Source organism: Mesorhizobium sp. M2E.F.Ca.ET.209.01.1.1 (assembly GCF_004010375.2).
Taxonomy (GTDB): domain Bacteria; phylum Pseudomonadota; class Alphaproteobacteria; order Rhizobiales; family Rhizobiaceae; genus Mesorhizobium.
In genome coordinates this window covers 129,549-142,192 of record NZ_SADP02000009.1, presented here as the reverse complement: position 1 = coordinate 142,192, position 12,644 = coordinate 129,549, and the positions used below count along the sequence as shown (strand labels likewise).

Genomic DNA, 12,644 nt, shown 5'->3' with positions numbered 1-12,644 from the left:
AGCGTGAGGCGGCTACATCGGCCCCCGCTACATCAATCTCTGCCCGTCCGAGCCGAAATAGAGCGGCGCGATGTAGCGGATCGTCACCTTGTCCCCCTTGGCTAAAGGCGTGTCGGGATCGGTCAGCGTCACCAGCTTCTTCGCTCCCACCGTCACATGCAGGTGGTTCTGATCGCCGAGATGCTCGACCCAGTCGACGACGCCGTTGGCGTGGCCGTTCGCCGCCTTCTCGATCGCGAGATGCTCGGTGCGGGCGCCGATCGTCTTCGTTCCGGTCGGCGCGCCGCCGTCGGGCAGCAGCCCGGCCGGCAGAAGGTTGATCGCCGGCTGGCCGAGGCGCGCGGCGACATGAAGGTTCGCCGGCTCCGAATAGATCGCGCGCGGCGTGCCGATCTGCACCAGCACGCCGTCGGCGAGGATGCCGATGCGGTCGGCCATGGTCATCGCCTCGATCTGGTCGTGCGTGACATAGAGCATGGTGGCGCCGAGCTCGGACTGGATGCGCTTCAGCTCGAGCCTGAGATCGGCGCGCAGCTTGGCGTCGAGCGAGGACAGCGGCTCGTCCATCAGGTAGATCGCCGGCTTGCGCACCAAGGCGCGGCCGATGGCGACACGCTGCATCTCGCCGCCCGACAGTTTTGTCGAACGGTTGTCGAGCTTGTGGTCGATGCGCACCATGCGCGCCACCTCCTCGACGCGTCGGCGCACCGCTTCTTCCGGAAAGCGCCGCGCCGGCGAGCGCAGCGGGAAGGCCAGGTTGTCGAACACCGAAAGATGCGGATAGAGCGAATATTGCTGGAAGACGAAAGCGGTGTCGCGTTCGGCCGGCGACAGCGCCGTCGCGTCATGACCGCCGATATGGATCGTGCCGCTGTCCGGCCGCTCCAGTCCGGCGATCAGCCTGAGCGTCGTCGTCTTGCCGGCGCCGGTCGGCCCAAGCAGCACGACGAATTCGCCGTCCTTGATCGTGAGGTCGAGATCGTCGACCGCGACCGTGTCGCCGAAACGCTTGGTCACGCCCTGGATACGGACATCAGCCATGGCGCGCCTCCGCTGCCTGATCATGCATGACGGTCCTGACCGCCCGTCCGGAACCCTTTTCGAACAGCGACAGCCGCGCGCTGCTCAGCGTCAGCCCGACCTGCTCGCCGGGGCTGAGATGGATGCCTGCCGGCACCCGCGCCTTGATGATGCCGTCGGCCGTCTCGACGGCGACGATCTGCGTGGTGCCGAGATATTCGGTGCCGTAGATCGCGCCGCGCAGCTTCGAGCCGTCGTCAAAGCGGATATGCTCGGGCCGGATGCCCAGCGCCATGTCGGCGGGCGCGATGTCCTCGCGCACTTCCGGCACCGCAACCTTGGCGCCCTGAACGACGATCTCCTTCGCGCCCTTGGCGAGGCCGCCACCGAATTTCAGGAAATTCATCGGCGGCGAGCCGATGAAATCGGCGACAAACATGGTCGCCGGCCGGTCGTAGATCTCGCGCGGTGTGCCGAACTGCTCGATGACGCCGTGGTTCATCACCGCTATCTTGTCGGCCATCGACATCGCTTCCATCTGGTCATGCGTGACATAGACGGTCGTTGCGTGGATGCGGTTATGCAGCTCGCGCAGCTCATGCACCATCAGATCGCGGAACTCGGTATCGAGGGTCCCGAGCGGTTCGTCCATGAGAAAACATTTCGGCCGTCGCACGATGGCGCGGCCGAGCGCGACGCGCTGGCGGTCGCCGCCGGCAAGGCCGGAGACGGATTTGTCGAGCAGATGGTCGATGCGCAAAAGCTTCGCCGTCTCCTCAACGCGGCTGCGGATCTCGGCTGAAGGCATGCCCTGCGCCAGCAGCGGGAAGCCGATATTCTTGCGCACATTCATATGCGGGTAGAGCGCGAAGAGCTGGAAGACGAAGGCGATATCGCGCTCGCGCGCCCGGCGCATGGTGACGTCCTCGCCGCCGAGCAGGATCTTGCCGCCGGTCGGCAGCTCGAGGCCGGCGATCATGCGCAGCGTCGTCGTCTTGCCGCAGCCCGACGGCCCCAGCATGACGAAGAACTCGCCATCCTCGACCACGAAATTGGAATCCTGCACGGCGACGAAGGCGCCGAAGGCTTTCCTCAGGTTCTGAACACGGATCTCGGCCATCGTTATTCCGGGAATTTCGAGACGATGATGAACATGACCGTGCCGGCAAGCATGGTGATGAAGGAATAGGTGTAAAGCGACAGCGCGAACGGCTGGAACAGCATCAGGAAGCCGATCGCGATGATCGTCGTCGCGATGTTCTCCAATAGCCCGCGCCTTGCCCAGCGTGGCCAGGAGGTGCGCTTGGAGACAACAGTGCGGCTCATGCGTTCCTCCCTTCCCCGTTCGAGGGGAGAGATGGTTGCCACGTGGTTCTCCCACTCCGTCGCGGCTTCGCAGCGCGACCTCTCCCCCCTCCGGAGGGAGAGGAAGGGAGCCAGGCTGAATGAAGGTCGCGCCCTTCCTCTCCCCCGTCGATCGGGGGAGAGGTGTCGAGCGAAGTTCGACGGAGTGGGGGTCGACTTATTCCCACACTAGTCATTTGCGCACCGCGCCGAAGGTGATGCCGCGCAAGAGCTGCTTGCGGAGCAGGATGGTGAAGACGAGGATCGGCACCAGGAAGATGGTCGTGCCAGCCGCCACAGCCGGCCAGTCCTGACCGCCTTCGCCGATGATGGTCGGGATGAAGGGCGGCGCGGTCTGCGCAGTGCCGGAGGTCAACAGAGCGGCGAACGCATATTCGTTCCAGGCAAAGATCAGGCAGAATATCGCGGTCGCCGCGATGCCGGTCGTGGCCTGTGGCAGCACGGTGCGCCAGAAGGCCTGCAGCCGCGTGTAGCCGTCGATCATCGCCGCCTCTTCATATTCGCGCGGGATCTCGTCGATGAAGCCCTTGAGCAGCCACACCGCCAAAGAGACGTTGACCGCGGTGTAGAGCAGGATCATGCCGAGCGCAGTGTCGGAAAGGCCGAGCTCGCGGTACATCAGGTAGATCGGGATCGCCACCGCGATAGGCGGCATGAAGCGCGTCGACAGGATGAAGAACAGAAGGTCGTCGGCCAGCGGCACCTTGAAGCGCGAGAAGCCATAGGCCGAGAGCGTGCCGAGGAACACGGCGCAGAAGGTCGAGCCGAAGGCGATGATCAGCGAGTTGACGAAGCGCGGCAGGAAATTCGACGGCCCGGCGATCACCATGTTGCGCTTGCGCACGGTCTCGTCGCAGAAGCCAGTCGCCGGTCCGAGCGAGTTGATGTATTCCGGCGTCTGCCGGGTGCGGGTGGTGAACAGGTTGCAATAGCCCTCGATGCTCGGCTGGAAGACGATCTTCGGCGGATAGGCGATCGAGTCCGGCGGCGTCTTGAAGCTGGTGGCGAAGATCCACAACAGCGGCACGATCGAGATCAGCGCATAGGCTATGATGATCGTGCCGGCGATCCGCTTAGCGTTCGATGAGGGTGCTACGACGGAATGGGCGGTGGTCAGGCTCATCTCTGCTTCACCTTGTTGAGCGCCTTGACGTAGATGTTGGCGAGACCGAACACCGCGACGAACAGGATGATGGCGAAGGCTGAGGAATAGCCGGTGCGCCAGCTCTCGAAGGCCTGCCGCTTCAGCGTGATCGAGGCGACCTCGGTGGTCGAGCCGGGTCCGCCGCCGGTCAAGAGGTTGACCATGTCGAACATCTTGAAGTTCTCGATGCCGCGGAACAGCACGGCGAGCATAATGAAGGGCAGCGCCATCGGCAGCGTGATCGACCAGAACTGCCGCCAGTTGGAGGCGCGGTCGACCTCGGCCGCCTCATAGATGTATTCGGGGATCGAGCGCAGGCCGGCGAGGCAGATCAGCATCACGTAAGGCGTCCACATCCAGGTGTCGACGATGATGATCGCCCACGGCGCCAGCTCGACATTGGACAGCATCTGCACATTCGTCGGCGGAATGCCGGTGACGAAGGAGATGACATAGGAGAACAGCCCGATCTGCGGCTCATAGAGGAAGCGCCAGAAATTGCCGACCACCGCCGGCGACAGCATCATCGGCACCAGGATGATGGTCGTCCAGAAGGCGTGGCCGCGGAACTTCCGGTCGATCAGCCAGGCCAGCGTGAAGCCGATGACGGTCTGCAGGAGGATAGTCCAGAACACGAAATGCGCTGTGGTCTGCATGGCGATCCAGACATCGTGGTCGCCGAGGATGCGCTGGTAGTTGGCGAGGCCCAGGTTCTTCACCACCTCGTTGGGCCGGTTGGCGCGGTAATTGGTGAACGACAGATAGATCGCCCAGAACAGCGGGAAGATGTTGATGGCAAGCAACAGAAGGATCGTCGGCGAGATGAACAGCCAGGCGAGGCCCTTGTCGCTGATGCCCCGGATCTTCTTGGCCAACGGCTCCGGTGTGGCCCGGGCAACGTTGTCCGCAGTCCGATTGAGCATGGTTAGTCCTGCTTCGGTCACGTCAAGTCTCGACAATGGAATTTATCTGAACTGCGTCCCGTGCCAAGGGCGGCACGGGACGCTTCGATCAAGCTCGGGAGGAGCCTTACATCTTGCCCCGACTACATCTTGCCATCGTCCTGGAAGACCTGCGTCCAGTCCTTGACCAGACCGTCCAGCGCGTCCTTGGCCGAGCCCTGGCCGGCCACGACATAGTCATGGAAGCGCTTCTGCGAGGCCTGCAGCAGCGGTGCGTAGCTGGGTTCGGCCCAGAAGTCCTTCACGATGGCCATCGAGTCGAGGAAGGCCTGCGCGTAGGGCTGGCTGGACGGGAACTTCGGGTCCTTGACGACGGAGTTCAGGCAGGAATAGCCGCCGAGCGACCACCACTTGGCCTGCACGTCCTTGTTGGCGAACCATTTGATGTATTTCAGCGCCGATTCCTGCTTGTCGGAATAGGACACCACCGAAATGCCCTGGCCGCCGAGCTGCGCGAACTGATCGCCGTCGGGTCCCTTCGGATTGACGAAGTAGCCGATCTTGTCGCCGCCGACATTCTCGTCCTTCTGCAGGCCGGGCCAGGTGAAGGCGAAGTTCATGTGCATCGCCACCTGTCCGGATTTGAAGGCGTCGACACCTTCGCCCATGTAGGCATTGGAGGAACCAGGAGGCGTGCAGCAGTCATAGAGCGCCTTGTAGAATTCCAGCCCCTTCACCGATTTCTCGGAATTGACGAAGCCTTCCATCTCATAGGGCTTCTTCGGGTTTTCGTATTGGAAGCCAAAGCTGTAGAGCACGTCCATGGCGCCCATGGTGATGCCTTCAGAGCCGCGCTCGGTGTAGATTGAGGCGCCATAGACGGTCTTGCCGTCGATCTGCCGCTTCTGGAAGAATTCGGCGATCTGCTTCAGCTGGTCGAAGGTGGTCGGCGCGGCGAGGTCCCAGCCATATTTCTCCTTGAATTCCTTCTGCAGCTCGGGCCGCGAGAACCAGTCCTTGCGATAGGTCCAGCCGACGACGTCGCCCATGGCCGGCAGCGCCCAGTAGTTCGGCGTGTTCTTCGGCCATTCTGAATAGCCGACAACGGTTGCCGGCACGAAGTCGTCCATGCTGATCTTCTCCTTGTCGAAGAAGTCGTTCAGCTTGACATAATGGCCGTTCTCCGCGGCGCCGCCGATCCACTGGCTGTCGCCGATGATCAGGTCGCAGAGCTTGCCATGCGAGTTGAGCTCGTTGAGGAAGCGGTCGGCGTAGTTCGTCCACGGCACGAACTCGAATTTCATGCCGATGCCGGTTTCCTTGGTGAAGTCCTTCGAGAGTTCCACGAGCGCGTTGGCCGGATCCCAGGCCGCCCAGCACAGCGTCAGGTCTTCCGCATGCGCGACATTCGAGACGGCTGTCGACGCAAAGATCGCCGAGGCCAGTCCCAACGCCAGTTTCAAGGTCGATTTCATGCCTTACCTCCCATTTGCGAAACGCGTCCGGATGACGGTTTCAAGAGCCCTCAACCCTCGCTCCTCCGAGGGCCTAAACAAGGCGCGCGCTGTGCGTCGCCATGGCGACCGATGCGCCGCTGATGTTTAGTAATTTGTTTAGTGATGCTCTTTTTACTAAACAACGCAAGGGAATTCGTTGCTGCGTCGCAGCATGGCGAAACGCTTCATTGAAATCGTTGGGAAATGATCGGCGGACCTCTGTGTCCGCCGCGGTCAGCTGGCCCGGCGGCGGTGCTGGGGCTTGCCGTCACCGGCCGGATCGCCGGCGCCGGCGGCAACAGCGCGCGTATGTCGGCGAAAGGGAAAATCGGCTCGAAGCGGAAAGCTTCGGCCAACGCGCCGGAGGCGCCGTTGCACTGGCCGGCGCGAAACTCGTTCTGCAGGCGCGCCCGGTGCACATAATGCTCCGGGCCTTGCGACTGGTGCGCCCGGATCGCTTCAGCCTTGATCTCCCAATGCTGCGAAATCTCGACATAATGCGTCGGCGAAAAACCGGTGCCGCCGAGCGTGTCGGCATGCAGCACCGGCACCGCGAAGGACGCCGCGATGCGCATGCCGTCGGACAGCGCGCGGTGGTCACCGTGATAGTCATAGGGCGCATGGGTGATCGCGAGGTCGGGCTTCACCTCGCCGATCAGCGCCTTCAGCGCCGAAATAAGCGCGGCATCGGCGACGAGCTCGCCGTCCGGAAAGTCGAGGAAGCGCGGCTCGACGCCGAGCAGCCCTGCCGCCTTGGCCGCTTCCTTGCGCCGCAAGCGGGCAAGCGCCTTGGGGTCGCCCGTGCCGCCTTTGGCACCATCGGTGGCTATGGCAAATGTCAGTTCTGCGTCTAGCGCGGCATAGGCGGCCAGCGTACCGAACATGAATATCTCGATGTCGTCGGGATGTGCCCCCAGCGCCAGTATCTTCACGTCTTCTCTCCCGGAAATGACATGTCGAACGGAATCCTGCTCGCCCTGATCGCCTATGCAAGCTATTCATTCAGCGACGCCGTCATCAAGAGCCTGGGCGGGCAGTTCACCGTCTTCGAGATCGGCTTCTTCTCGACCTTGTTTGCCGGCTGCTTCCTGTTCTTCACCAAGTCCGGGGACGAACGCTGGCGCGATTTCTGGCGCACCAAAAGGCCCTGGGCGGTGCAGGCGCGCGCCTTGGCCGGCATCGCTTCCGGCGTGCTCAGCGTCTTTGCCTTCACCACCATTCCGCTGGCGGAAGTCTATGCGCTGATCTTCCTTGCGCCGTTGCTGGTCACCATCCTGTCGACAGTCATCCTCAAGGAGAAGGTCGGTCCCTGGCGGTGGCTGGCCGTCGTCGCCGGCTTTGCCGGCGTCATGCTGGTGGTGCGGCCGGGTTTTCGCGAATTGCATCTCGGCCATCTCGCCGCCTTCGCCAACGCCTTCCTCGCCGCCATCAGCGTCATCCTGATGCGCTCGCTCGCCCAGCAGGAAAGGCGCACGACGATCCTGGGCGCGCTGGTTGGCTATGGCCTTGTCTTCAACAGCGTCGGCGCGGCCGCCACGTCGTTCGCGCTCCCCAATCTCGGGCAACTGGTCTGGCTTATGATGGCGGGCCTCTTCACCGCCGGCGGGCAGCTGCTGCAGTTGCTCGCGGTCAGATACGCACCTGCAAACCGCATCGCGCCGACGCATTATTCGCAGATCGTCTGGGCGGTCATCCTCGGCGCGCTGTTCTTCCAGGAATATCCCGACTGGCTGTCACTGGTCGGCCTGGCGGTGGTCGGCGCATCCGGCCTGCTGACGATGGTGCGCGAAGAGGTCAGGCTCGGCACCGTGCGCTGGAACCCGTTTTCGCGCACCAGGCTTTGAGCGCATACGTTGCGCGGCGACCGCGACCGCTGATATGCGGGCGACATGACGACGAAACCCTTGCCGGAGCTCCCGGTCACAGCCGTGCTGCCGGCACTCGGCGAAGCGCTCGCGCGGCGTAACGGCGCCGTGCTGGTGGCCCCGCCCGGTGCCGGCAAGACGACGCTGGTGCCGCTGGCGCTGCTCGAGGCGCCATGGCTGGGGCAAGGCCGGATCGTGCTGCTCGAGCCGCGCCGGCTCGCCGCCCGCGCTGCCGCCCGCCGCATGGCTGAACTGCTCGGCGAAGAACCCGGCGGCACGGTCGGCTACGCCATGCGCATGGAGAACCGCACCTCGGCGCGCACCAGAATCCTGGTCGTCACCGAAGGCGTGCTCTCGCGCATGATCCTCGACGATCCGGAGCTGCCGGGCGTCTCGGCGGTGATCTTCGATGAATTCCACGAGCGCTCGCTTGACGGCGATTTCGGGCTGGCGCTGGCGCTCGACGTGCAGGGCGCGCTGCGTCCCGACCTGCGCGTGTTGGTCATGTCGGCGACGCTCGACGGCGCGCGCGTGGCGAAGCTTTTGGCGGAGGCGCCGGTCATCGAAAGCGAGGGCCGCGCCTATCCGGTCGAGATCCGCTATGACGAACGGCCGGCCGGCACGGCGATCGAGGACGCCTTGGCAAAGGCCGTGCGCACGGCCTTGGCCAGCGAGCAGGGCAGCGTGCTCGCCTTCCTGCCCGGACAGCGCGAGATCGAGCGCACCGCCGAGCGGCTCGTTGGCAATGTCGCGGCCGACACCGATATCGTTCCGCTCTACGGCCAGCTCGACAACCGGGCGCAGGACCAGGCGATCGAACCGGCGCCGGCCGGCCGCCGCAAGGTGGTGCTGGCGACGTCGATCGCCGAGACTTCGATCACCATCGACGGCGTGCGCGTCGTCATCGATTCCGGCCTGTCGCGGCTGCCGCGCTACGAGCCGGCGAGCGGCCTGACCAGGCTGGAGACGGTGCGCGTCAGCAGGGCCTCGGCCGACCAGCGCGCCGGCCGCGCCGGGCGCACGCAAGCCGGCGTGGCGGTGCGCCTGTGGCGGGCCGAGCAGACCGCGTCGCTTCCCGCCTTCACGCCGCCGGAAATCCTCGAGGCCGATCTGTCCGGCCTGCTGCTCGACTGCGCCGCCTTCGGTGTCGCCGATCCGTCGAGCCTGTCCTTCCTCGATCCGCCGCCGGCGCCGGCGCTCAACGAGGCAAGGGTTCTGCTCAAGGCGCTGCACGCCATCGATGAGGCAGGGCGGCTGACCGAAGCGGGCGCCGCCATGCGCAAGCTGGCGCTGCCGGTGCGGCTGGCGCATATGGTGGCGGAAGCCGCGAAGAGCGGCCATGCGCTCGAAGCGGCGACGCTTGCCGTGCTTTTGACCGAGCGTGGGTTGGGCGGCGACAGCGCCGATCTGGAGCGGCGCCTGCTCCGGTTTCGCGGCGAGAAATCGCCGCGCGCCAATGCCGCCATGCAGCTCGCCGAACGTTTGGCCAGACAGGCCGGTGGCGGGCAGGGCGGCGAGGCGGCCTCTGCCGGTACGCTCCTCATCCACGCCTGGCCGGACCGGGTGGCGAAGGCGCGCGGCGAGCGCGGCCGCTTCGTGCTCGCCAACGGCTCTGGCGCCATGGTCGATGCCGCCGATCCGCTCGCCAATGAAACCTGGCTCGTCGTCGCCGACCTGCAGGGCAAGGCGCAGAGCGCCCGCATCACCGCGGCCGCGCCGGTCGGCGAAGCGGATATCCGCGCCGCTCTTGCCGATCGCATCGAGACGAAGCGCGAGACGAGCTTCGACCGCGAGCGCCGCGCCGTGCGCGTGCGCGAGACCGCCAGGCTCGGCGCCATCACGCTTTCCGAACGCATGCTGCCGGCGCCGTCCGGCGCCGATGCCGACCGCGCCATTCTCGACGCCCTGAGCGAGCACGGCCTGTCGCTGCTCGATTGGGGCAAGGAGGCCGAAACCCTACGGCAGCGGCTCGGCTGGCTGCATCGCGGTCTCGGCAAACCGTGGCCGGATGTCTCGGACGCGGCTCTTCTGCAGCGCCTCGACGACTGGCTTCTGCCTTTTCTGTCCGGCGATGCCTCCTTCGCGGCCATCAAGCCTGCGACCTTGTCCTCGGCGCTCATGGCGCTGGTTCCGCATGACCTGCAGCGCAAGGTCGACGCGCTGGCGCCGACCCATTTCGACGCACCGTCGGGCAGCCACGTGCCGATCCGCTATGACGGCGAATGGCCGGTGCTGGCAGTCCGGGTGCAGGAGCTGTTCGGCCTCGATCGGCATCCTTCCATCGCCAACGGCACCGTGCCGCTGACGCTGGAGCTCCTGTCGCCTGCGCACCGGCCGATCCAGACGACGCGCGACTTGCCCGGCTTCTGGCGCGGCTCCTGGGCGGATGTGCGCACCGACATGCGCGGCCGCTACCCAAAGCATGTCTGGCCGGAAAACCCGCTGCTGGCCGCCGCCACCAGCCGCGCCAAGCCGCGGGGAACGTGACGATGCTCTATCGTTTCCGCTCCTGCGGCTGTAATCCTTGGCCATGATCAACATCCTGCGCGCACCCGATTCCCAGCCTAGCCAGCGGTTGCGGCTCAACACGCTGGTCCGGCTGCGCTGGCTGGCCATCGTCGGCCAGAGCCTGACCGTGCTGGTCGTCGCCTATGGGCTGAAATTCCCGCTGCCGGTCTCGATGTGCTTCGCGCTCATAGCCTTGTCGGCCTGGATGAATCTGTGGCTTACCTTTCGCTATCCGGCCGCGCATCGGCTCACCCCGCTCTCGGCCTTTGTTATCCTGACCTTCGACGGCCTGCAGCTCAGCGGGCTGCTTTACATGACCGGAGGCCTGACCAACCCGTTCTCGGTGCTGCTTTCCGTGCCTGTTGTCATTTCGGCGGCGTCCTTGCCGCTGCGGATGACCGCCGTTCTCGGCGCGCTGGTCATGTTGGCGGCAACTCTTCTGGTGTTCTTTCACCTGCCGCTGCCCTGGTACGAAGACGCGCCGCTGCCGATGCCCTTCATCTATGTCGCCGGCATGTGGATGGCTGTGTTCGCCTCGATCGCCTTCACCGCCATCTATGCCTTTCGCGTAGCGGCGGAAGCGCGCCTGCTCGCCAACGCCTTGGCCGCCACCGAGCTTGTGCTGCAGCGCGAGCAGCATCTCTCGGCGCTGGACGGGCTGGCTGCCGCCGCCGCGCATGAGCTCGGCACGCCGCTGGCCACCATCACTGTCGTCGCCAAGGAGATGGAAAAGGCGCTCGGCAAAGACCCGAAATATGGCGAGGACGTCAAGCTCCTGCGCTCGCAAAGCGAGCGGTGCCGCGAGATCCTGAAGCGGCTGACCAGCCTTTCCTCGGAAGGCGAAGCGCATCTGTCGCGCATGCCGCTCACCTCGCTGATCGAGGAGGTGACGGCGCCGCACCGCGATTTCGGCATCTCGATCCGGCTGCGGCCCGGCGAGCGCATCGGCCCCGAGCCGGTCGGCCAGCGCAACCCAGGCGTCATCTACGGGCTCGGCAATCTGGTCGAGAATGCCGTCGATTTCGCCCGCAAATCGGTCACCGTCAGCTGGAGCTGGGACAACGAGACGGTCGCCTTCTCCATCATCGATGACGGGCCGGGGTTCCCGGCCGAGATCATCGACCGCATAGGCGAACCCTATATGTCGACGCGCCAGGGCACGGAGGCCGGCGGCGGCCTGGGGCTCGGGCTGTTCATCGCCAAGACCTTGCTGGAGCGTTCCGGCGCCACCATCGATTTCCGCAATTCGAGCGGGCTCGGCGAAGGCGCGGTGGTGCAGGTATCCTGGCCGCGTGGCGTCTTTCTCAACCAGGATCAGGCCTCGGCCACCATGTTCGACAATGCGTAACCTTGGTTGGACGGTGCGTAAACCTTGCAATTACCGCATGGCAGCTCTGTTGCCGGCTCTAAAAATTGGACATTGCTCTTGCGGGACTGTATCTGCGTAAAAGTGAAGCATGTCGCCCAAAATTAAGTCTGGAAAAGCGGCATGCCCGAAAAACATGGACTTCGAGCGCCTTCGCCGGAATTCGTTTCGACGGTGCGCTTTTGGTCAATAGGATGCCGATAAGATGAGCGGAGACGAAACGGCTGGCGCAATGGTCGAGGGCGAGGACACCTCGCTGCTCATCGTCGAGGACGACAAGCCCTTCCTCACCCGGCTGGCCCGCGCCATGGAGACCAGGGGCTTCGTGGTCGAGACGGCGGAAAGCGTCGAAGAGGCGGTCGCCAAGGCGCGCGCCCATCCGCCCGCCTATGCGGTGGTCGACATGCGTCTCGGCGACGGCAACGGCCTCGATGTCGTCGCAGCCATCCGCGAAAAGCGCGGCGACGCCCGCGCCATCATCCTCACCGGCTACGGCAACATCGCCACCGCGGTGACGGCGGTGAAGCTCGGCGCCATCGACTATCTCTCCAAGCCCGCCGATGCCGACGACGTCTTCGCTGCGCTCACCCGCACCTCCGGCGAACGCGCCGCGCCGCCGGAAAACCCGATGTCGGCCGACCGTGTGCGCTGGGAGCACATCCAGCGCGTCTACGAAATGTGCGACCGCAACGTGTCCGAGACGGCGCGCCGGCTGAACATGCATCGCCGGACCTTGCAGCGGATTCTCGCCAAGCGGGCGCCTCGATAGGCGGACGTTCGTCATCCACGGGCGGAGCGGGAGCGAAGCGGACGCGGAGACCCGAGGATCCATTCCGTGACGTCGGCGCGCCGCAACGATGCAGAATTCTGCACCGCCGCACTCTAGGGCTTAGGTAACGGAATGGATCCTCGGGTCTGCGCCGCGTCGCTTCGCTCCTTGCTTCGCCCGTGGATGACGAAGGGACTCGCGTTTCAGCC

The 12,644-nt window shown here is 65.0% G+C and carries 11 protein-coding genes; 4 read left to right on the top strand and 7 right to left on the bottom strand.

All coding sequences use genetic code 11. The features are described from left to right. Nucleotides 1-27: 27 nt before the first annotated feature. From EN852_RS18220 to EN852_RS18190, 7 genes are all read right to left on the bottom strand, one after another. Nucleotides 28-1,041 carry an ABC transporter ATP-binding protein gene (locus EN852_RS18220; RefSeq protein WP_127876303.1) on the bottom strand — a complete coding sequence of 338 codons (1,014 nt, stop codon included), beginning with the start codon at nucleotides 1,039-1,041 and terminating at the stop codon, nucleotides 28-30. Next, nucleotides 1,034-2,140, bottom strand: coding sequence for an ABC transporter ATP-binding protein (locus EN852_RS18215; RefSeq protein ID WP_127876302.1), 1,107 nt, complete (start codon nucleotides 2,138-2,140; stop codon nucleotides 1,034-1,036). The genes EN852_RS18220 and EN852_RS18215 overlap by 8 nt, the downstream gene beginning before the upstream one ends. 2 nt (nucleotides 2,141-2,142) lie before the next feature. After that, nucleotides 2,143-2,346, bottom strand: coding sequence for a hypothetical protein (locus EN852_RS18210; RefSeq protein ID WP_127876301.1), 204 nt, complete (start codon nucleotides 2,344-2,346; stop codon nucleotides 2,143-2,145). Between the two features lie 211 nt (nucleotides 2,347-2,557). Beyond that, entirely contained in the window at nucleotides 2,558-3,508 is a 951-nt protein-coding gene (locus EN852_RS18205; protein WP_127876300.1) for a carbohydrate ABC transporter permease, read from the bottom strand. Further along, nucleotides 3,505-4,452, bottom strand: coding sequence for a sugar ABC transporter permease (locus EN852_RS18200; protein ID WP_127866826.1), 948 nt, complete (start codon nucleotides 4,450-4,452; stop codon nucleotides 3,505-3,507). Before EN852_RS18200 ends, EN852_RS18205 begins: the two co-directional genes overlap by 4 nt. A 122-nt stretch (nucleotides 4,453-4,574) precedes the next feature. Continuing rightward, the gene (locus tag EN852_RS18195; RefSeq protein WP_127866484.1) at nucleotides 4,575-5,906 is read right to left on the bottom strand and encodes an ABC transporter substrate-binding protein; all 1,332 of its coding nucleotides are present in this window, start codon (nucleotides 5,904-5,906) and stop codon (nucleotides 4,575-4,577) included. A gap of 206 nt (nucleotides 5,907-6,112) precedes the next feature. Beyond that, a complete protein-coding gene (locus EN852_RS18190; RefSeq protein WP_127876299.1) occupies nucleotides 6,113-6,859 on the bottom strand; it encodes a PIG-L deacetylase family protein in 747 nt (248 codons plus the stop codon). 21 nt (nucleotides 6,860-6,880) lie between these two features. Here EN852_RS18190 and EN852_RS18185 point away from each other — a divergent pair, with 21 nt between their 5' ends. The 4 genes from EN852_RS18185 (at nucleotide 6,881) to EN852_RS18170 (ending at nucleotide 12,435) form a co-directional block, all read left to right on the top strand. After that, nucleotides 6,881-7,771 carry a DMT family transporter gene (locus tag EN852_RS18185; protein ID WP_127876298.1) on the top strand — a complete coding sequence of 297 codons (891 nt, stop codon included), beginning with the start codon at nucleotides 6,881-6,883 and terminating at the stop codon, nucleotides 7,769-7,771. 45 nt (nucleotides 7,772-7,816) lie between these two features. Next, nucleotides 7,817-10,279, top strand: coding sequence for an ATP-dependent helicase HrpB (gene hrpB, locus EN852_RS18180; RefSeq protein ID WP_127876297.1), 2,463 nt, complete (start codon nucleotides 7,817-7,819; stop codon nucleotides 10,277-10,279). Nucleotides 10,280-10,322: 43 nt separating this feature from the next. Continuing rightward, complete coding sequence (locus tag EN852_RS18175; protein WP_189546044.1) at nucleotides 10,323-11,648, top strand: ActS/PrrB/RegB family redox-sensitive histidine kinase; 1,326 nt, start codon at nucleotides 10,323-10,325, stop codon at nucleotides 11,646-11,648. Between the two features lie 223 nt (nucleotides 11,649-11,871). Then, nucleotides 11,872-12,435: an ActR/PrrA/RegA family redox response regulator transcription factor gene (locus tag EN852_RS18170; protein WP_127866479.1), complete on the top strand. Its 564-nt coding sequence runs from the start codon at nucleotides 11,872-11,874 to the stop codon at nucleotides 12,433-12,435. Nucleotides 12,436-12,644 lie beyond the last annotated feature (209 nt).